This is a genomic window from Pseudomonas sp. NUPR-002, from assembly GCF_056322725.1.
Window position 1 is genome coordinate 3,500,745 of the sequence record NZ_CM150476.1, and the last position, 21,922, is coordinate 3,522,666.

Annotated in this window: 13 protein-coding genes; 1 reads left to right on the top strand and 12 read right to left on the bottom strand. The window is 62.8% G+C overall.

Going from position 1 to position 21,922, the window contains the following annotated elements; all coding sequences use genetic code 11:
• The first annotated feature begins 312 nt into the window (after positions 1–312).
• Positions 313–3,660, top strand: coding sequence for an Ig-like domain-containing protein (locus tag ACVWSC_RS15755; protein WP_442107606.1), 3,348 nt, complete (start codon positions 313–315; stop codon positions 3,658–3,660).
• A gap of 56 nt (positions 3,661–3,716) precedes the next feature.
• Here ACVWSC_RS15755 and bcsC read toward each other — a convergent pair whose 3' ends face one another.
• The 12 genes from bcsC to ACVWSC_RS15815 form a co-directional block, all read right to left on the bottom strand.
• The gene (gene bcsC, locus ACVWSC_RS15760; protein ID WP_476461699.1) at positions 3,717–7,277 is read right to left on the bottom strand and encodes a cellulose synthase complex outer membrane protein BcsC; all 3,561 of its coding nucleotides are present in this window, start codon (positions 7,275–7,277) and stop codon (positions 3,717–3,719) included.
• Complete coding sequence (gene bcsZ, locus ACVWSC_RS15765) at positions 7,265–8,365, bottom strand: cellulose synthase complex periplasmic endoglucanase BcsZ (protein WP_442107610.1); 1,101 nt, start codon at positions 8,363–8,365, stop codon at positions 7,265–7,267. Before bcsZ ends, bcsC begins: the two co-directional genes overlap by 13 nt.
• On the bottom strand, positions 8,362–10,656 hold the full coding sequence (gene bcsB, locus ACVWSC_RS15770; RefSeq protein WP_476461749.1) for a cellulose biosynthesis cyclic di-GMP-binding regulatory protein BcsB: 2,295 nt from the start codon (positions 10,654–10,656) through the stop codon (positions 8,362–8,364). The genes bcsZ and bcsB overlap by 4 nt, the downstream gene beginning before the upstream one ends.
• 7 nt (positions 10,657–10,663) lie before the next feature.
• On the bottom strand, positions 10,664–13,261 hold the full coding sequence (gene bcsA / locus ACVWSC_RS15775; RefSeq protein WP_442107614.1) for a UDP-forming cellulose synthase catalytic subunit: 2,598 nt from the start codon (positions 13,259–13,261) through the stop codon (positions 10,664–10,666).
• Positions 13,258–13,950: a cellulose biosynthesis protein BcsQ gene (bcsQ, locus tag ACVWSC_RS15780; protein ID WP_442107616.1), complete on the bottom strand. Its 693-nt coding sequence runs from the start codon at positions 13,948–13,950 to the stop codon at positions 13,258–13,260. Before bcsQ ends, bcsA begins: the two co-directional genes overlap by 4 nt.
• Positions 13,947–14,159, bottom strand: a complete 213-nt coding sequence (gene bcsR, locus ACVWSC_RS15785; RefSeq protein ID WP_442107618.1) for a cellulose biosynthesis protein BcsR — start codon at positions 14,157–14,159, stop codon at positions 13,947–13,949. The genes bcsQ and bcsR overlap by 4 nt, the downstream gene beginning before the upstream one ends.
• Before the next feature lie 17 nt (positions 14,160–14,176).
• Positions 14,177–15,775 (bottom strand): cellulose biosynthesis protein BcsG, encoded by a 1,599-nt coding sequence (gene bcsG / locus ACVWSC_RS15790; protein WP_476461700.1) that lies wholly within the window; start codon positions 15,773–15,775, stop codon positions 14,177–14,179.
• A complete protein-coding gene (locus ACVWSC_RS15795) occupies positions 15,768–15,956 on the bottom strand; it encodes a cellulose biosynthesis protein BcsF (RefSeq protein ID WP_442107620.1) in 189 nt (62 codons plus the stop codon). Before ACVWSC_RS15795 ends, bcsG begins: the two co-directional genes overlap by 8 nt.
• On the bottom strand, positions 15,953–17,512 hold the full coding sequence (gene bcsE / locus ACVWSC_RS15800) for a cellulose biosynthesis protein BcsE (RefSeq protein ID WP_442107622.1): 1,560 nt from the start codon (positions 17,510–17,512) through the stop codon (positions 15,953–15,955). Before bcsE ends, ACVWSC_RS15795 begins: the two co-directional genes overlap by 4 nt.
• Positions 17,513–17,724: 212 nt before the next feature.
• Entirely contained in the window at positions 17,725–20,448 is a 2,724-nt protein-coding gene (locus ACVWSC_RS15805) for a cation-transporting P-type ATPase (protein WP_442107624.1), read from the bottom strand.
• Between the two features lie 288 nt (positions 20,449–20,736).
• Positions 20,737–21,123, bottom strand: coding sequence for a GFA family protein (locus tag ACVWSC_RS15810; RefSeq protein WP_442107626.1), 387 nt, complete (start codon positions 21,121–21,123; stop codon positions 20,737–20,739).
• A gap of 140 nt (positions 21,124–21,263) precedes the next feature.
• Positions 21,264–21,863, bottom strand: a complete 600-nt coding sequence (locus ACVWSC_RS15815; RefSeq protein WP_442107628.1) for a hypothetical protein — start codon at positions 21,861–21,863, stop codon at positions 21,264–21,266.
• Positions 21,864–21,922: the final 59 nt, after the last annotated feature.

Consider the following 21,922-nt stretch of genomic DNA (forward strand, 5'->3'; position numbering starts at 1 on the left):
CGCTTTCGCGGGGCAAGCCCGCTCCTACAGGTGGTCCACCGGGGATCTGTCACCAGTATTGGGGGTAGACAGCGGAAATCCCCCACTCCCCACTTTTCCGCCTCAGAAACAATTAGAAACATCCCATTAATAATCCTCAGCTTTTATTTTCCTGCTGGCACATGGCCCAGCAGTTGCTTCTGCCCCTTCAACGCAGCAGCTGCCGCCCCTACCGGGTCGGCAGGTTTCGCCGTTTCGGCATGACGCGAGGGGAAAGTAATGAAAAACGTTACACGAGGGGTCGCTTCACGAAACCACTTGTGGGGGCCGGGCATGGCCTCCATTCTGTTAATTGCCTCCAGCCTTAACTCCGTCAATGCCGCCCCACTCGACGATTTCGGCCCACCGCCGGCGACCGACCCTTCGGCGTTCAACAACCCACCCGACGATCCCAAGGCCGCGCTTGAAGCGTTGAAAACCTTGCCAGAGGCCAATCAAGGCGCACTGGCGCTGCCCAATGGGGTGTTCGGCGACCGCAATACACCACGGGCCGACAACGTGCTGCCGCCGGCCGCGCAGACCTCGTTCAACTTCCCCACCAATGGCAAGCCCAGCCCGCTGTTCGGCGCCCTGCCCTACACCCAACAATTGTTACTGTTCGAAGAGTTCGGCACGGAAAAGCTCGATCCGACCCTGCCAGTGCCACCCCTAACCTTTCCGGTCCCCACCGTCGGCCCTGCGCCGCAACAGGACCCGAACAGCGTTGCCCGCAGTGCGCCGTCAAACGCGGCCCTGGACGCGTTCATGCGCCAACCCGGCTTGTATCCATTCCCGTCTGAGTTTTCCAATGTACTGGATCGCAACCCCTGGAAAGCGCAAATCGAGTTCTTCCTCAACCGTCAGCCGGTGGGGTCGCCCGCCGAAGGCCGGCCACCAGGAAAAGGCTGGTCGCACCAACGCTGGAACGAGTTCTTCCCTCAGGTCGATTTCAAAACCGCGCAAACCGGCGCGCGGCTGAACCTTGGCTTGCGTGACCGCGGGCAACTGCACAAATACGCAGTCGGCGAGTTCGGCCCGGGCGGGCTCTATTACCAGACCTCGGACATCCCGACCACCACCGGCACCACCCGCGGTATCGACACGCGCTTTCACCCCAACATGCCACTGCAAAATCACAATTCGCTGTGGACCTTCGACGGCACCTTTCCACCAAAACTGTTGATGGCCCGCTACGGTCAGCCGTTGCTGATGCGCCACTACAACGCGTTGCCGATCGACCCGTCAGCCAACGCCGGATTCGGCCTGCACACCATCAGTACCCACGAGCACAACGGTCACTCGCCTGCCGAGAGTGATGGCTACACCAATGCGTTTTTCTTTCCAGGGCAGTACTACGATTACCGCTGGCCACTGCAACTGGCCGGCTATGACACCATCAACACCGACGCCCATGACCCGCGTGCGGCGTTCCCCTGCGCACCGGGCGAAACACTCTTCGTCAACGACAAGAGCCCGGGCCTGAAGACCTGTGACAATGGCAGCATCAAAATTCGCGGCGACTGGCGCGAAACCATGAGCACCCACTGGTTCCACGACCACATGCTCGATTTCACCGCGCAGAACGTCTACAAAGGCAATGCGGTGATGATGAACTACTACAGCGCCCTGGATCGCGGCAACGAAGCCCTCGACGATGGCGTCAACCTGCGCCTGCCCAGCGGCTCGGCATTGCCTTGGGGCAACCGCGACTACGACGTGAACCTGGTCATCGCCGACAAGGCCTGGGACGAAAACGGCCAGTTGTGGTTCAACCCGTTCAACACCGACGGCTTTCTTGGCGACCAGATCCTGGTCAACTGGCAGTATCAGCCACGCTTGAAAGTGCGCGCGCGCAGCTATCGCTTTCGCATCCTCAATGGTTCGGTGTCGCGCTACTTCAGGCTGGCCCTGGTGCGTGAAATCAGCGGCAACGGCGGCGAGTTTCCCGGCCCATCGGGCTCAGGTGTGTCTTACACGCGCGTGCCATTCCACCTGATCGCCAACGACGGCAACTTGATGGAGCACACGGTGCCGTTCGACGGCAGTATCGACCTGGACGGCGATGGCGACCGGCAGAATCACAACGCCATCCTGCCGACCCAAGGCATCGCCGAACGCTTTGACATCATCGTCAACTTCGCCAAGAACGGGATCAAAGTTGGCGACAAGCTGTATTTCGTCAACCTGATGGAACACAAAACCGGCAAAGGCCCGGAGAAAAACCCTCTGAGCCTGGCGGATGTGCTGTCGGAGAAGTACAAAGCGGTGATCAAGCAGACCAGCAAAGGCCCGCAGTGGGACAAGGGGGATCCGGCGGTGGGTAAGTTCATGCAACTGCTGGTGCAGCCTTACACCGGGCAAGACCTGAGCATGAACCCGGCCGACTACGAGCCAGCAAAACCGGGCAAGCCAGCGGGTAAAACGATGATCCCCCTGACGCTGGACCGTGACGACCCTGCGGTGCAGGCCAAGCTCAAGGTGGCACGGCATCGCGAATACATTTTCGGTCGTTCCGATGGCACCGACGAGGCGCCATGGACAATCAAGACCGACGGTGGCGTAGGCTACAACATGGACCCGCGACGTATCAGCGCGGCCCCGCAATTGGCCAACGGCCCGACCGATGCCGGGTTTGCCGGTGAAGGCACGCTGGAGGTGTGGAATATCAAAAACGGTGGCAACGGCTGGAACCACCCTGTGCATGTGCACTTCGAAGAAGGCATCATCCTCAACCGCGACGGCAAGGCGCCACCGGAATGGGAAAAGTGGGCACGCAAGGACGTCTACCGCATCGGTGAAGGCATCGACAGTTCCGTTGATGTGGAAATGGCGATTCGCTTCCGGGAATTTGCCGGGACCTACATGGAGCATTGCCACAACACCCAGCACGAAGACACCTCGATGCTGCTGCGTTGGGATGTCGAACATCCGGGGCAGTTTCAGTTGATGCCAACCCCGTTGCCGGGCTGGGACGGTGTTACCTACGTCAACTCTGCCGCGTTGCCAACGTTCCGCACCGGTGATCGGGTTGATGACAACCAGGGCGATAACAAAAAACCGCTGGCCAACCCCGACAGTGCCGTCAGCAACAACGGTCAGCCGCTGGTCATTAATGTACTGGCCAACGACACCGACCCCGACGGTAACCTGCCGCTCAAGGTCGTGGACCTGACCCAGCCGGACTCCGGCCAGGGAACCACCAGCACCGATGGCGTGCGCGTCACCTACACGCCACCGCCCAGCGTCCCGGCGCCGTTTACTGCGACCTTCACCTACAACGCCAGTGACGCCAAGGATGCGGTCTCGGAGAAGCCGGCCACGGTGTCGGTGGCGGTCAGTGCCGCGGCGGTCAATGAAGAACTGGTGGTCAGCAGCGCAACGGTGACCGCGCGCAGCAACAACCGCTACACCTGGGACCTGGCCGGTACAACGTCACAAGCGGCGGGCAATACGATCAGCGTGACGGCCTCGACCACCGGCGGGCCGGTGAGCCTCGGTAGCGCTACGTTAAGCCCGACTGGCAGTGGAGCACGCTGGCGAGTCTCGGTCACCACCACCGGCAACGCCCCGACAGCGAGCCCGACGGTGACCGTCAGCTCGTCGCTCGGGACGAAAGTGACTGCGCCGGTGGGGGTTCGCTAGGGCATTGCGGATCGCGGGGCAAGCCCGCTCCTACAGGCCAGTAGGAGCGGGGCTGTTCAGCGGAACTCGGCATAGGGCTTGAGCGGGTTGACCGGCAATGGCAGGTTGCCTTGCCACGGATCAAAGCTGTAGCGCAGGTAGAGCAACGCACGGTTCGGTGAGTAGTCTTCGCTGCGCTGCAAGGTGAAACCGCCACCCAGCACCCAATGATCATCCAGACGCCGCTCGACCAGGGCCTGGGCCAGGTAGCCCAGGCCTTTGTTGTCATCCCCGCGGCGTACTTCATCGATGTTGCTGCTCAGCAGCGGGCCATACTGCTTGACGATGTCATCGTTGACCGACGACAGCGGAAACGCCCGCTCATCATCGCTGCGTGCCCAGGAATAACCCAGCGAACCTTCGAGATAAACCGACCAGTCCGGGTTGCGCCAGGCATAGCTGACTGGCACACCGAACGACAGGTAGCGCTGCGGGCTGTAGTAACCGCCCTGGCCGAGGGTGTAGCCACTGAGGTTGCGGTCGTAGTGCCAGGTCATGGCCGTGGCACCGATGCGCAGCTCTTCGTCGACGCGGTTGATCAAACGGTAGTAGTACCCGCCCATGACCCGCCAGCGTTTGTTGTCTTCGACGTTTTTTCCTTGCAACCAGTGGTAGCCCAGGCTCGCCCACAGGCCATCGTCGAGGCCACGGTCATGGCTCAGGCCAAGGGTCAGCCCGGTAGCGGTCACCCCGCCCCAACTGATGTCGGTACGCGGGTCTTTGGCCCCGGCGTACGACAGCAACGAGTTGTTCATCGGCCGCCGTGAGCCGGTGAGCGACCAGCCAACGCCATGGGTTTTGCCATCGAAGGTGACGCCGCCCAACAGGTTCTGCACCTCAAAACCCATTGGCGAGGTGCCGAGGTCGGCACTGATACCATCGCCCTGCCAGCCGAGCGCCAAGGTCGTGCCATCGGCCGTTTCTTTGCTGCCCGGGCAACCGCTGGGAATCGCGCCAGCAGCGTTGCGACCACGGAACGAGCAAGTGCCGAAGGCTTCATGGTGCTGGTCATTGGCGTCGGTGTCGAAACTCGCTGCCCGCAGCCCCACCTGCTCGACACGGGCAAAGCCCAGGCCATCGCCAACCGGCATCTGTGCATGCACCATGGTGGTCGAAGTGGTCAGGTCGGAGATGCCTTTGGCACCGTCGTTATCGCGCCAGCCATAATCCTGCTGCACGGTCACCGTCGGGCTGTTGCGCTGATAGCGCTGGTCAACGTCACGGCGCAGGCTTTGCAGCAACCAGTCATCTTCGTCCTTGGCCCGGCTGGCGCGGGTCAGGGCGAAATTGTCCCGTGGGCTGGCCTGTTCAGCGCTCAACAACTGCGCATCGCGCATGGCCAGCGCATAGTAGTCCAGCGCCTGCTCGGCCTGTTGCGGTGGCAGCATGCGCGCCAGATCGCGGTACAACAAGGCATCGGGGGTGGTCTTGCGCCGTGCCACGTCTGCCAGCACCACCCGCGCCCTGTCGGTATCGCCGACTGCCGCCCAGGCGTTGCCCAGACGGCGGCGCTGGTCAATGTTGTCGGCCGGGATCTGCGCTTCAAGTGCTGGCAGTTGCTGCCGTGCGGCGTCGGTGTCGCCCCGCTCAACCAACACCTCAACGTGCCCCAGACGCGCTGCCGGGTTGTCCGGTTGCAGGGCCAGGATGCGGCTGTAGTAGCCCTCGGCGGCGCTCAGGTTACCCGACTGCCGCGCCCATCCGGCCAACTGTTGCAAGTCGCCGACGTGCTGCGCAACCGGCTGGGCAGTGCTCAACTGCCCTTCGAGCAGCGCCATTGCCCCGGCGACGTCACCGCTGTCGGCAAGTGCGCGGGAGCGATCCAGCGTCACCTGACGCTGTAAGCGCTGCTGCAACCCCTGCATGCCTTCATTCCATTGATTGCTCGGCACCTGTGCCAGGCTGTCCAGCCCGGCCTGGCTGCGACCGTCCGCCTCCAGGTACAGAGCGTGGGCGAAACGCGCGGTCGGATCTCGCCCCTGGCGCGACAGCAGGTCGGCGAACACCGCATCGGCCTGTTGGCCCTTGCCCTGCATGCGCAAGGCACGCGCCAGATCGGCAGCCAGCCAAGGGTCATTGGCGGCGAGCTGCCGGGCCTGGGTCAGCTGGCGTTCGGCCTCTGGCCAGTCTTCACGCGCCAGCGCCTGACGGGCCTGGTTGCGCAGCAACTCCACCTGCGACCCCGTGCCGCCAGACGCGCCGGTGGCAGGCGCCGCCGCCCATTGCCGTTGCTTGGCAGGCAAGCTGGCGACATAGCGTGAATAGCGCGCCGGGGACTGCGCCTGATACAAGCGTGACAACGCGCGCACGGTGTTTTCGTTGCCCGGTTGCAGGCGCGCGGCCTGCAAATAGTACTGCTCCGCCTGCGGCAGTTGCTTGCGCGCCATGGCCACGTTGCCCAGACCGATCTGCGCCAACGGCTCTTTCGGATCGCGTTTGGCCGCTTCCTGGTACACCTGTTCAGCAGCAGCGTACTGACGCGCCTGCAAGGCCTGACGGCCACGCTGCATCAACAGCCAGTATTCGGTGGAGGCCAGCAGTTCGTGCCATTTGCTGAGGATGTAGGTGTCTTGCTCTTCAGCGACCGCTTGCTTGAGCCAGTCGACTGCTTCCTGCCGCCGCCCTTGCCGCGCCAGGGCCAGGCCCAGGTAACCCTTGAGCGTGGCGTCTTTGGGATAGGCGGCCAGGGCTTTACGCAAGTTGCGTTCGGCCTGCGCCGGTGAGCGTTTCTCCACCAGCATGCGAATGCCCTGCTGGCCGGCGCGCCAGGCCGGGTCGCCAGTCAGTTTGAGCTGGTCGGCCAGCAACTCCTGCACCTGCGCCTGGTGGCTGTCTCCTGGATAGCGCTGCAGAAACGCCTGCCAATCGCGCACGCTGGCATCGCTGATCGGCTGTTTGCTCAGGTAGGCGTATTCAAGGCCAGCAGCAAGGCTGCGCGACTGACTTTCGTCGGCCATGCGCCTGACCACCAGCAGTGCCTCGTCATTGCGCTTGGCGCGAAACAATTGCTCGGCGAGAAACTGCTGCAACTCAGGGCTGCCGGGATACTGTTTGTCGAGGGCGTAGAGGTGCTCGAGGGTGGTCGGTAACTGCTCGGGCAGGCGACTGCGGATGCGCCAGTACTCCAGTGCCAGTTCCAGGCTCGGTGGCGCGCCCTTGCCGAACGCCGCTTCGTAGCGGGTCAAGGCTTCCTGGAAGCGCCCGGCCGTGGCCAGCAAACGGATCTGCTGCAGGGTTTGCTCGCCCTCCCCGCTGCTCATTTCCAGCAACCGGGCCATTTGCCGATCTTGCGGGCTGCCGGGCGCCAGGCGCTGCAGGTCGCTGTACAGCTGCCGGGCGCGATCAAGCTCGCGGGTGCGTACAGCCTGACGGATCGACGCGGTGAGCGCATCGAGGTTGTTTGGCTCCAGCAAGCGCAGGCGCGCCAGCGAATCTTCCACCAGGCTTTCGCGATGGGTCGCCTCCCCCAGCCGAATCTGCTGCATCAGCCATTCGCGCTGCTCGCTACGGTCTGCTGGCTGAGCCAGCAAGGTCATGGGCAGTGCTCTCAGGCACAGCAAGGTGGTCAGTTTTCGCATTGCGCAGTTTCCCAGCCTGGTACCAATCTTCCTTTACCGTCAAAACGATAGCGATGCTCATCCCAGCCCTGGCCAAACAGGCTCAGCACCCGGTTGTAGTAACCGCTGGCTGGCGTCTGGACCAGGCGCTGACGTTGTTGCTGCAGAGCGCTGTGTTCTTTGAGCGCCGCCAGTAGCGGCAACATGGCTGCGGAGAAACCCACCGGGCCCTGGCCGGTGCCCGCGCCAGACTCGACATTGACGGTTTCCGGCGGCACACCCTGTTTGCGCGTCAACTCGACCATGGGCCGGTAGCGTTCAAGCAAGGCATTGCGCTCGGGCGCCGAGGGGTCGAGCATGCCCAGCCACAGGTACACGCGGATGGCATCGTAGCTGCCCTTGGCGCCGTTGACCGGGTCATGGCGCAAGGTGCCGTTGTCGGTGACGGCGAGCCAGTCAGGCGCCAGGCCCTTGGGCGCGCTGTCGAGCAACAGTTTGCGGCTGTTGCGCGCCAACTCATCCCACAGTGGCGCCAGTTCGGTAAAGCGCTCCAGCACCTGCGGCGGCAGGTAGCTGGTGTTCAACCGCGTACCTTGCGCGGTGACAAACCCGCGGTCGCCGGGCAGCAACATGACGCCGACGCCCGGCAGCGGCCGCAAGGTCTGGGCCGCCACCCGCCAGAGCACCTCAATCGCCAATTCGCGGTACTCGGCCACCGCCCACAAGCGCCCTGCTTCGAGCAGGCTGTAGGCCAGCCACAGATCGGCATCACTGGCGTTGTTGCTGTCGAGTATCCGCCATTTGCCGTGTTCATCCTGGCCCCACTTCCACGCCGGTAGCTGTTTGCTCAGGTTACCGCCAGCGAGGTTGTTTTCGGTCCAGTTGAGCAGGTGCTGAAAACTTTCGCGATCATTGGCCACCAGGGCGAAGAACAGCCCGTAGGTCTGCCCTTCCGAGGTGCTGATGCGCCCTTGGGCCGGGTCGATCACCCGCCCGTCCGCACTGATCAGGTCAGTCTTGAACTGCTCCCAGGCCGGCCAGCAGCCCGCCGTGGCCATCGAGGCGAACAGCCACAGCGCACTGCCCAGCAGCCACTTGCCCGCGGTCATTCCTTGCCCTCAGCCAAGCGACGACGGGCTACCCAGGCCAGCAGACGCCAGGCAACCACACCCAGCAAGACAATGCTCAGCACGGCGCCCAGGGCCAACAGCACCGGGTGGAAGGAGAGTTTCACCCAGAGCAGCATCCACCACGGCAGACGGCCAACGAAATACGTGTCGCCGACGTAGTGGCTGCTCACACCGCTGCTGCGGATCAGGCTGATCGATCCGCCAATGTGATCATTGAGTTTGCCCGGGTCGGTCAGGGCCTGACGCAACAGCGCGTAGTCGGCGTTGTCGGTGGCCAGCAGCGCAACAATGCTGCGTTGCTTGTGAAACGGTGACTGCATGCCGGTGATCGCCGCAATCGGTGCCCGCGCCACCACGTCAACCTGGCTGGCAGGTGTGTTGCGCACACCGTCACGCAAGCGTTGTGCGCTACTGGCATCCAGCGGCCACGGCGAGCGGGCCTGGCGCAGCCAATCACGGGAGCGGTCGAGCAGCAGGTTCAACTCACGACCGCTCGCACCACGCAAGTCGTCTGGCAGCGGCCCGAGCACCAGCAGGTCGGCATCGGCCTTGGCCGCTGCAGCCCAGTCGTTGGTAATGTTCAGGCCGACTGCCGGGTAGCCGATGCGCGAGGCCATGCCGGCGACCAGGTCAAGCATGGTACCTACTTGCAACTCGTTGGCTGTGCCCGGCATCAGCAGCAGGGTCTGCGACAGATCGGCCATGCGGCTGAACGGGAACGCACTGCGGGCAAACGCACGCAGGTCCGGCATGGCGATGTAGTGGTAGTAGCCCGACAGATCGATGGTCGAGTTCTCATCGATAGCCGCCTGCACGTCGGCTGGCAGGAAAGTCTGGCATTGGCCGTTCTGGGCGTTGCCGACCTTGCTGGCAAAGCTGAAGTCGTAGCGCAGTTTGTTGCGGTCTTCGACTTTCGCCGCCGGCACCAACGTCTTGTCGGACAGCGTCGAGCTGTCGGCCGAGAACACCTGACTGCGCAAAGCCTGCAGCGCAGCACCCATGCCATCGGAACCCGGCAATGGAATGCTGCCGACAAAGTGATCGTTGAGGCGGATGGTCAGGCGTGACTCATCGGTGACCACTGGCGGCGTGTAGCGGTACAGGGTCTGCACCGCGACCCCTTGGTTACGCCAGACGAACAGGTCAGGCGGCAGGTTCAGGCTCAGCTCAATCGGTTGTGGCCGCAGGCCGTTGACCTGCAGTTGCCCCGGGTAGTCGAGCAATTCGGCAAAGCGCACCGGGCGATCGGTGCGGACCCAGTTCGGCGCATCGTACGGTTCGCGCGGCTTCAGCGCCTCGACCGACTGCACCGCCACCCGCGAACCGCGGAACAGGTCGGTGCCGACCGCCAGCGCCGAGGCGGCCTTGACCAGATCCTCTTCATTACGCCCCAGCACCAGCAACACCTTGCTGTAGCGGTTGTCCGGGTGGGTGATCTGCTGAATCACCGGCCCGTCTACGGGTGGAAACTGCTCGAGATCAGCGAGAAACGCCGGGCGCCGGTCGTTGGTGGCAAACACGATACTCGGCACCGGCTGCGTAGCGCTCTGCGCTGGCAGCTGGTTATAGAGCACCGGGAAGGTCGCCAGACGCCACTTGGCCTTGCTGCCGAAGTACGAAGCGAGAATCGCCGCCGCCTTCTGCTCGCCCAGCCCAGGGCTGCCGGCAAACACCATGGGGATGCTCAGTTGGTCGGTGTCGCGCGCATCAAAGTACGGCAGCGGGAAATACGCCAGGTCGTTGTCGGTCACCAGCGCCTGTTCATCGACGCGGATCACGCTGTTACGGTTGATGTTCAGCCACAACGAACTGTGCGCCGGGTCTTCGCAGATGTCGGTGTAATGACCGACAAACTCCACGCGCACCCGGTTGAAGTCCTGCACCAGTTTCGGATCGAGGGCCATGCGTTGCTGGCGCTGCTGGCCAATGTCGTCGGCACTGATCGGCACCACGCCCATCAGCGCATCGTTGAGGTACACGCGCAGATGCGACAGGCGCGGCACCAGGGCCGGCGACGGGGTGAAGTTCAGCTCCAGCTCGACGCTGCTGGCCAAGCGGTCGCGGCGCAAACTGAATTCGATCTGATCGCTGTTGCGCACGCCCATCAGCAGGCTGTCACTGCCACGGCCAAGGCTTTCGAAGGTTTGTGCACGCAACCAATGCGGCACCTGGGGTGCGGCAGCCGCCGGCGCTGCTTGCTCTTCGGCGGCCTGCGCCAGGGGCAGGCCCAGGGCAGCCAGCAGCAGTGCAGGGTCAAGGGAGACAGGAATGAACGCTTCATGTCGTACTCTTCATTGAGTCAGTGGGAATGGGACGCGGCATGCGCGGGAAGAAGCTCAGCAACCAGCGCGCAAGGCCTATGAACGGCATGACCGGCAGGCGCACCCAGGCCGGGGCGTATTCGATGACCCGGTAGTAGCCCATGGCACCGAGCGCCAGCACGTCGAAGAAACTGCGCAGCGGGCGGTCCGGCACATGGCTGTCGCTCCAGCCCAGCCAGTTATCCGCACGGGCAAAGGTGCACTGCACATAGTCGATGCGTTGCTGCACGCTCAGGTCCGCCAGGCTGATGCCTATCTGGCGATCAACGCTGCGCATGACCCGGCCAGGAAAGACGAACTCGCGCCCTGCCCGTTCCAGCAGCAACTGCACCTCGGTATCGGGCGCCAGCGTGCGGGTGGTTTGCAGCTCGATCCCGACACCGCTGTCGGAGTAGTCGTAGAGCAGGCCCGGGTACAGGTGGCCGTCTGGCAGGCGCAAAGCCGCAGGCAGCTTCACCGGTACGCGCTGGAAGCGCCGTACCTGACGCACTTCAGCGGCCACCGCCAGCGCGGAACCAATGAGCAACAGGTTGTAGATCACCCACAGTGAGCTGACGATCACCGTGCCGTACTCGTTGCTCGGCCCATACATGAAGCGCCATACCGCGAAGGCCAGGCCGACAAAGTTGAAGGCGGCCAACACCAGATACGGCCGGGCGATCTGCCAGTCGAGCCGATCGCTTTCGTTCATCCCGCCTTTGACGGTGACGTCGAACTTGCCGCGCTTGGGCGAGAACAGCGCCACCAGGGTCGGACGCATGATGTACCAGGCCAGTACCGACTCGTACACCTCACCCCAGAAGGTTTGCCGATAAGGCCCCTGCACCCGCGAGTTGACCAGGCTGGCATGCAGCATGTGCGGCAATACATAGAGCAACAGCAGCACTGCCGGGGCATAGATCACATAGGCGTGTAGCAGCAGGAACGCCAACGGTGCGGTGAGGAAAATCAGCCGCGGCAGGCCCGAGAGAAAGTGCAGCATCGCGTTGGCATAGCACAGGCGCTGAAACAGGCTCAGGCCCTTGCCCAGCAGCGGGTTGTCCATGCGAAAGATCTGCACCATACCGCGCGCCCAGCGAATGCGCTGGCGCACGTGGGCGGCCAGGCTGTCAGTGGCCAGGCCCGCCGCCAGCGGGATACGCATATAGGCCGAGTTCCAACCCGCGCGGTGCAGGCGCAAGGCAGTGTGGGCATCTTCCGTTACGGTCTGGGTGGCGAAGCCGCCAATGTCGTCCAGAGCTGAGCGGCGCAACACCGCGCAGGAGCCGCAGAAGAACGTCGCGTTCCACAGGTCATTGCCGTCCTGGATCAGGCCGTAGAACAATTCACCTTCGTTGGGTTTGCGCCGGAACGACCCAAGGTTGTGCTCGAACGGGTCGGCGGAGAAGAAGTGGTGCGGGGTCTGCACCAGGGCCATTTTCGGATCCTGGAGGAACCAGCCGACGGTCAGTTGCAGGAAGGCGCGCACCGGGATGTGGTCGCAGTCGAACACCGCCACCAGATCACCGTTCAGGCGTTGCAGCGCATGGTTGAGGTTGCCCGCCTTGGCGCCACGGTTGTCGTGGCGGTCGATGTAGCCTACTCCCACTTCTTTGGCAAACGCGCGGAACGCAGGACGTGCGCCGTCGTCGAGGATGTACACCTTGAGTTTGTCCTGCGGCCAGTCCAGGCCAAGCGCGGCCATCACTGTGGTGCGTATCACCGACAGGTCTTCGTTGTAGGTCGGAATCACCAGGTCGACCGTCGGCCACTGGCTGCGGTCTTCTGGCAGCGCCAGCACCGGGCGGCGCAGCGGCCACACGCTTTGCACAAAGCTCAGGATCAGCACCAGCCACGAGTAAGTCTCGGCCAGCAGCAGGATCATCCCCAGTACCAGGTCGAGGTCGTTGGCCCAATGCAAGGTCGAGGTGTAGCGCCACCACAGGTAACGGCAGGAGATGGTGATCGACAGAATGATCATCATCAAGGTGGGGAAACGCCCGGGCATGTAGCGCATCAACATCGCCATTGCGCCCAGGGTCAAGACGAACACCAGTTGCGCATAGAGGTTGAACGGTGAGGTGATACACAGCAAGGCGATGGCCATCCCCACCACGGCCAATACCCAATAGAACAGGCGCTCGCCAGCTGAGCCACTGGCTTTGATGCGCCGCTGGGTGTGCGCCAGGGCATCACTGCGGCCAATCAGGCGCGGCAACCTGCGCATCAGCCCGACCAGGGGCAGGCGCACTCGCTGCAGCAGATTGAACAAGGTACGGCCCAGGCGTTGCAGCCAGCGAATGCCGCGCCCGCGCTTGAGGTCCGCGCCGCGGGCCGGGCGGGCCGGACGCAACAGCATCAACCAGAGGGTTTGCAGCAGCCCCCGCAGAGGATCGCCCAGGCTCGGGCGCTTGTTTGCCAGTTGCGGGTAATACTGCCGCCAGTGACGCAGCAAGCGCTGCCATTGCGGCGAGTCCAGGCGCAGAAACACCCAGGCCAGCAACGCCCCCGCGCTGAGCACCAGGGCGGTAAACGGCCGGGCACCGCGTTGCCGGTAAGCGCGGTAGCGACTCATACCTGATGCTCCTGCTGCGCCAACAACCAGGTGGCCAGGCTGCGCACATCATGGCTGGCCAGGGAATCTGCGGCGTAGTGCCCCACCGGGCTCTTCCAGGCCAGGGCACCGGCCATGGCTTCGTCGCGGTGAATCACCTGGGGAATCAACTGCGGATGACGTTCACGCCACAGCAACAACAGGTCACGCTGCAACTGGCTGATCGGGTCGAAACGGTTGACCAGCAGGTAGTCATCGCCCGCCCCTTCAAGGCTCAGCAGAGCGTGACAGGCCGCATCGGCCTCCAGCACCCGCAGGCGCATCACCGCATCCGGCAATTGCGGTAACGTCGCCGGAGTGTCCAGCACGATCCAGTCGAAGTGGGCCTGCAAGTGCTGCAAACGTTGCGCCCAGGCCTGCCCCTCAACCGCACGCCCGGGCGCCTGCACCTGCCCAAACGGCAGCAGGTATAAGCCCTCTTCGACCTGGAACAATGCCTCGCTCCAGCTGCCCTCGGCATTCTGCTCGGCAGTGGCCCAGCCATCGGTTGAAGCCAACGCCAGGTTGAAGTGCAGACGCAGCAGATTGCGCGGCTGCAGATCGACCATCAACACCCGTTGCTGCAGCTTGTGCAGCGCAAAGCCCACGCCCGCGACCAGCGCGGTGGTGCCCACGCCGCCACGCATCCCACTCAGTGCAACCACCGTCATAGGTGCGGCACCGGCTGATCGGCTGGCGCCTGCGGAGTATCGCCGCCAGTTACCCAGCCCTCGCTTTCGGCCAGCAGTGGCCAGCGCCGGCAGGCGGCCAACAGTTCGCCCTCGCGGCTGATGTCCTGATAGGCCATGCCCTCATCACCCAAACGCTGCTTGAGCTGGGCAATGTCATCGCTTTGTTGGGTACGCTCGTCCCTTGTCATATCGCCTCCTGTGATGCTCATTCGGGGTAGAGCATCCATTGGGTTTGCCCTTTGATGCGCACATAGGGCCTGCCCTGGAATTCAACGACGGCAGAATCGGAGTTCTCGGAAACCGCTGCCGTGGTCGGCAAGTCGTGAATCAACGCCGCCAGATCAAGCGGGCCGCCCTGCTGCGCATACAGCCGCGCGATCAACTCGGACACCGCCAGGTAACTGGCTGGCGTGGTCACGTGCTGCGGGCCTTGCTGGTCGTTCTCACCCATGTTGATCAGCTTGATCGCCGCCGGCACGTGGGTGATCGACCGCGAAGGAATCTCGCGCATACCGGAAATCTGCATGCGGTCACCGTGCACCGCCGCGCCATGCTCGGGCACCAGCACCAGCACTACCCTGCGGCCGCTTTGCTGGACCCTGTCGATGAACTGGTCGATGTCATCGAGGAAGTTTTTCGCCCGCTCCTGGAACGAGGCGCGACGGGTGCTGCCATCGGCATTGGTGATGCGGTTGCCGTCATGCAGGGTGATGGTGTTGTAGAACAACGACACCGCCGGTTTGTCTTCTTTGAGCCGATGCGCCCACCAGGTCTGCAGCACGTCGCGATCGCGGGCGATGTTGGCACCGTCATACGACTTCAGCGCGGTGGGGAACTCGTCGCTGCTCATCAGCGGTGGCGGCAGGTGCTGGCCGGCCAGGAAAGTCATGTATTTACGGGTGATTGGCCCGTTGTGATTGAGCATCAGCTCCGGGCTGTAGCCGAGCTTGGCGAGGTTATCGAAGAGCATGCACTGCTCGTTCGCCGGCTCGTACAGCTTGATGTGATGCGGCTGACCACAGCTGGCGCGCAACATGCGAATCGCCGCCGGACCGCTGTAGGAGGTGGCCGAGTTGAAGCGGTCGAACACCACGTTCATGCGCCGGAACAAGGCGTTGTCGCGCATGCCGGCATCTTCCAGGTCATCCCAGGCCAGCGAGCAGACGTTGAGCACCAGCAGGTCGAAGGGTTCAGCCGTGGGATTCGCCTCAGGGAAGCGTGTCATCTTGCCGGCCTGCTCGCGGTAAAACTGCTCCAGCCAGGCGTCAATCGCTTTGCTTTCGGCCAACGGACTGTCGGCACCTTGCGCGGCACTGGTCTCGCTCGCAACCGTTTGCGTCGACACGTGAAACGCAGGCAAGGCACCGGCCAGGTACACCCACAACAGCAGTGCCACGCTGATCAGGGTCAGGCGCACCCAAGGGGCAATGAACAGGTAGGCCAGGGCCAGGGCGAAGAGCACGCCGAGCACATCCCAGTTGACGAAACGCCCGAGCAGATCGATGACATAGTCAACGGAAAAGGCCAGCAATTCAGACTGCTCGAACAGCCGCCGAAACGGTGGGTACCAGGTGTCCTTGTACAGCAGTGCGGCACCCAGCGGCACGGCAACAATCGTGCGTAGGCGCGGTAGCCATTGCCCGGGCAACGGCAGCAACAGGCCAGCGGCGAATAACAGGTTGAGCAGTGGATTGAAGTCCAGCAGGCCCATCCACAGCAACACAAACTTGCCGAGAAAGTACAAATTCCACAGCCCGAGCTCCGGCCACTTCAGCGCCGGTGCAGTGGCAACCGCCTCACTCATGGGCGCTCTCCTTGTCTGCGTCATGGCAGATGCGTACACCGCGTGCGATCAGGTGGCGCGGTGGCAGGCGACGCTCGAACCAGGTGAGCAAGCGCCGCCCCAGCACGAATGCGGCGATGGCCAACGGAGCTGTGAGCAAGGCGGTCAGGCCGATGACCCACAGCAGTTCGTCATAGGTCATTGACGTGACTCCAGCGATTGCAAAGAAATTTTCCGTGGTTGCAGCGGCCGAAACGCCTCGGCCTCTGCCGCTGCCTCTGCCGGGGCCAACAACGTGGCATCGGCGGGCGCCTCGGCATCGGACTGAAACTGCGCCAGGGGCAGTACCTGCGACGGCAGCACACTTTCAACGCCGGCCAACAATTGCTGCCACGGCAAGCGGAACACGTTGCGTAACGCGGCATCGACCTGCGTAGGGCTGCAGGCAAACAGGAACAGGTACGGCACACCGTCGGCGACACAGGCGATATCGCCGTAGCGACGCAGCTGCAATTGCTGCAACACCACGCCTGGATTGAGCGTTGGCAATGGCTGCAAGCGCAGCAACTGGTGGCGGACCTCGGTACCGACCGTGTTGTCGCTCATCTTTTTTACCGCTGCGGCAAAGGCCTTCGGTGACAAGCTGCCGCGCACCTGCAGCGGGTGCAGACGCGCCAGCAGGCTCGAAGGTTCGGCAGCCAGCGGGCGCTGCCAGCGCAGCCCCTGGATCGACCGCACCAGGGTCAGAAAGCGCAGAAACGGTGTGCCCTGCGGCACGATCAGGTTGGCGCCGCTGGCCAGCAGCAGTTGTTCTTCATGCTGTCGCATGCCTTGCAGCATCTCGCGTACCACCAGCTTGACCGAGCGCCCGCAATGACTGCGCAGTTGGTACAAACGCGTGGCAAGCGAATTGACGTCGTCGGTGCCACCCAAGGCGAAGATCACCGTCGCTGCCTGCGCATCCATGGCCCGCTCCAACAGCGCATCCGGCGCGTCAAACAGCTGCCATTGAGCGGTCGGCGGCGCTTCGTTACCGAGCACCGCGGCTTGCGCCAGCACCTGGCGTTGATCGTTGGTAGTCGGCGCCAGGTTGTCGTCATCAGGGCGTGACGACACCCGAAAGCCGCTGCCCTCGTCGAGCAGTAGAAAATCATGCGGCCCACTCACCCCAGCGTCGTTGCTCCAGAAGTGCACCAGCAGGTGCCGCGCGCCCTGAGCGACGTAGACCTGGGCCAGGCCCGACAGGTTGTCGTTGTGGCGCAGCAGAATATCGAGCAGCGCTGGCGGCGGCGAGTCGCCTACCACCAGCAGTGTGCTGCCCACCGAGCGCAGCCAGTCCTGGGCGCGGGAACACCACAGCGCCAGCGACTCGGCTACCAGCTCATCCCAGCCGCTGTGCGGCACGCGGATCAGCCAGAAGGCATTTTCACCACCGCGTACCCGCGGGACGTCCTGGCGCACGGCCTGAATCAAGCGTTTAGTGGACATTTTTGGCAGGTCGAACAGGCTCAGGTGCCCCGGCCCGCGCTCATCGGGAATCTGCTTGACCAGATCACGCGAGGCGCCGGCTGCATTCACCAACAAGGCCCGCGCTGAGGCTGGCAAGCTGCTCAGCAGTTGCGTGCACAACCGGTCGGCAGTATCCGGCGACTCGCAGGCCAGCCAGTACAGACCCCCTGTGCGCATGTGCGCTTGTCTGTCGGGAAGACCGGGCAATACCGGTGTCGACGCATGCAATGGCCACCTCCTGGAGGGCATCAATGACAGTTCAAACCGTCAGGCGCGCAAAATTGTGAAATGCGTGCCGCACACGCCTCGATTGTGTCGAGGGTGCTGGGATTAGAAAGATGAACGGGCCTGCAGCAAAAACTTTAGACCGTTTTTTCAGGTCGCAAGATGTTTGCGCGGCAGCAGGATGAAAATCCTGAAGCGGCTGCACACCCTGGCGAACCAGGGTGTGCAGTACATGACTATGTTCTGTTGCTCGCCTTCCAACGGCGCACCACCAGTTTTTCGAGTTCGACTGCGAAGAAAACCAGTACGCCAATAGCCAATGCCACCATCCAGTTACTGAAGGTCAATGGCACGGTATGGAACGCCGTTTGCATGAAGGGCACGTAGAATAACAGGCACTGCAGCAAGATTAAACCCAAGGTAACGGTGAGCAGCGCGCCGTTGCGCAGCAGGGCCAGGTTCAGCGAGAACTGATCCTGCAGGCGGCAGTTGAACAAATAGGCCCATTGCGCCGTCACCAGGGTATGCAGAATCATGCTACGAATGTGGTCTGTGTCCTGGCCGTCGGCGACCATCCACGACTCCAGCAGAAACGCCGCCGCCGTCAGCAGGCCGCCCACAAACAGCACACGCCACACCGCGTAGGCATTGAGAATCGACTCACCGGCTTTTCTCGGCTTACGGTGCATCATCCCCGCCTCACCCGGCTCGAACGCCAGGGCAAACGACAAGGTGGTGGAGGTGGCCATGTTCATCCACAGAATCTGCAACGGCGACAACGGCACCACCGCCCCTACCAGCAAGGCCATGACGATCAACAAGCCCTGCGCCATGTTGGTCGGCAGAATGAACAGCACCGTTTTTTTCAGGTTGTCGTAGACCCGGCGCCCTTCACGCACGGCATTGGTGATGGTGGAGAAGTTGTCGTCGGTCAGCACCATGTCGGCCGCTTCTTTGGTCACCTCGGTGCCTTTGATGCCCATGGCGATACCCACATCCGCCTGCTTCAGTGCCGGGGCATCGTTGACGCCGTCGCCGGTCATACCGACCACCTGGCCGTTGGCCTGCAGCGCGCGTACCAGGCGCAATTTGTGCTCCGGGCTGGTACGGGCAAATACCGAATACTGCATGGCCACGGTTTTCAGGGTGTTGTCGTCGGTCTGCTCCAGCTCTTTACCGGTCATGGCCCGCAGGTCGTTGCCCATGCCCAGCATACGGGCGATGGCCACTGCGGTGTCCGGGTGATCGCCGGTGATCATCTTCACCTCGATGCCCGCCTGCTTGCACAGGGCAATCGCCTCGACCGCTTCCGGACGCGGCGGGTCCATCAGCCCGGCTACGCCGAGGAACACCATGCCTTGGCGCAAATCGTCATGATCGATGTCACCACCGGCATCCGACACCGGCCGGTAGGCGGCTGCCAGCATGCGCAAACCATGCTCGGCGATGTGGTGCATCTCGCGTTCCCAATAATCACGGTCCAGCGGCTGCGGGCCGTCGACACCCAATTGCTGCTCGCACAGGCTCAACAGCACATCAGGAGCACCCTTGAGGTAGATCAGGCGCTGGCCATCGACATCACTGCGCCGGGCCATGTATTTGTACGCCGAGTCGAAGGGGATCTTGCCCATGCGCTGCACCTCGACCGGTGGCAGATCGGCTTTCAGGGCAAGCACCTTCAGCGCCCCTTCGGTGGGACCGCCGACCACCGTCCAGCGGCCGTGCTCGTCGCGCTGGACGCTGCTGTCATTGCAGATGTCCACGGCGCGAATCAACGCCACCAGATCAGGATGCTCAGCCCAGTCCAGGGCTTCGGTGGCCCCGGCCAGGGTGATGCGTCCACGGGGCTCGTAGCTCTCCCCACCCACCGCGTAGAAGCGGTTGGCAGTCAGCACGTGCTTGACCGTCATTTCGTTCATGGTCAGCGTGCCGGTTTTGTCCGAGCAGATCACATTCATCGCGCCGAGGGTTTCTACCGTCGGCAGCTTGCGGATGATCGCCTTGTTGCGGGCCATGCGCTGTACGCCAAGCGAAAGAATGATCGACACGATCGCCGGTAACCCTTCAGGCACCGAGGCCACTGCAAGGCTGATCAGCGACAGCGACAACTCACCCAGCGGGTAGTCGTGAACGAAGAAACCGATAAAGAACAGCAGCACCATCATCCCGACAATCAACTGGAAGATGCGCTTGCCAAGCTGGGCGATCTGACGCAGCAGCGGCGTTTCGGTTTCGTCCACCGTGGCAATCATGCGGTTAATCTTGCCCAGCTCGGTAGCGATGCCGGTCGCGATCACCACACCCTTGGCGTTACCGGCACTGACATGGGTGCCAGAAAACGCCAAGTTGGTGCGGTCGGCCAGTTGCGCCTCGTGGTCCAGCGCATCGCTGTGCTTGGCAACGGTGAGCGATTCACCGGTCAGCATCGACTCCTCGACCTGCAAGTGGTGCACCTCGAACAACCGCACATCCGCAGGGATCTTGTCGCCCGGGCGCAACAGCACCACGTCACCCGGTACCAGCTCACTGGCCTCGATGTTCAGCTTTTGGCCGTTGCGCACTACATGGGCGGTGCTGCTGAGCATGCCGCGCAAGGCGGCCAGGGATTTCTCGGCCTTGTTCTCTTGAAAAAAGCCGATAGCCGCATTGATCACCGCCACGCTGATGATCACCAGGGTATCGGTCCAGTGCCCCATCATCGCCGTGGCCAGCGCTGCAGCCAGCAATATGTAGATGAGTACATCGTTGAAGTGACGTGCAAAGCGGAGCCAGATCGGGTCCACGGCCTTGGCAGGCAGTGCGTTAGGCCCCACGCGCAGCAGCCGTGCCTTGGCCTCCTCGGGTGCAAGCCCGGTGCTGCTGGTTTGCAAATCAGCCATGGTTTGCTGCGCGCTTTTACGGTACCAGGGCTGCGCGGTGCTGCTCGTAGTGCTCGGCGCTTGCGGTTGCAATGATCCCATATCGTCCTCCCGGCATTCGTCCTGAGGTGAATGAGTCAAGCAGCGATTTGCACTCAGCGGGTAAACCAGCAGCTGTTTTTTACGCCGAATATCGCGTTCCACCCCGGGCTACTCATAGTGGTGGTGCATTTTTGCGCCTTGCCGGTTGTCAGTGCTTGATTCAGATCAGCACTGCAAACGCTTGAGAATTTGGGGGGATAGTTCAGCTCCCTGTCGGGCCTTAGCGCCAAAAAGGTGTGCGCTTCTGGCTGCCGACAGCTCTACCATCGTGGTTTTCCCTGAAATCAATTACTGATCAGCCTGCTCGAACCACAGCGCCCTGCTGTCGAGATGAACGTGCTTGTGTTTGCCTGGCGTAAAGGGCGTATCCAGTGTTCCCAGAGCCACCGAAATCCAGTCGGCAAACGCGCCTTGGCTGCGTGACCAGAACAGGGTCGAGCCACACTGGGCGCAGAACTGGCGCAACACCGACGCCGAGGATGCATAGCCGCTGATGTTCGCGGCGCCAGCGACAATCCGCAAGGCCTCACGTGGCACGCTGGCATAGGATGCGAAAGCCGCACCGTGGCCTTTGCGGCATTGCTGGCAATGGCAATGGCTCACGGCTTTGGGCGCACAGAGCAGCTCATATTTGACCGCTGCACACAGGCAGCTGCCTTGGTAAATCTGTGTCATGCCCTTCCCTGACGAGTCTCTGTATGAAAAGTGTTGTGGGGGCAACTGTCTTGATCATTGGCTGTAGGAGCGGGCTTGCCCCGCGAGGCGATGTGGCAGACAGACCGCAATCGCGGGGCAAGCCCGCTCCCACAGATGACCTAGTTGCCTACTGCGTAAGCAGCGGTTGCACGCAGCACCACGGAGATGTCGTAGGTTTCATAGCCACCCCGGTGGGTTTTATAGATGTTGCAGCGCAGTCTGCCCTCCGCTGGGGGAGCGATCAGCGAAATTTCCCGTCCGCGGGTACGGTCAAGATCAAGCGGCGCAGCGGCCAGCTCTCCGCTTTGAATGCCGGCGATGACAACGCCTTTGACCATCTGCCGGACCGCCTTTTGGCGGGCGCCCTGGGTGAGCGCCTTGAGACCCTGGGCAATATACCTGACACACTGCTGGTCCAGCTCGGCAGCCAGCGTGGTGCCAGGTTGTTTGAGCGGCAAGCGGATAAAGCCGCCCTCGCGCGCCGGCATGGGTTCGCTCAGCAGATTGGCACCTGACGCTTTGAATCCGGGCGCGTCGGCAGCGTAGACATAGCTGACGCTCGGGTGGAACGCTGAGCGGTACAGGGCAGGATAACGGTCTTTGATGTGTTCTTTTACATAGGCCTCGGTGTACCAGCGTGCATCAAACAGTACCCTGTTTTTGTCCGAGCCCGCCTGAGCGCCATTGATTGCGGCCCAAGAGATAACGGCTATCGCCAACGTCCTTAGTTTCATCCGTAGTCCTTTGCGGTGGGTATTACTGTTGTAGCTGGGGTGCT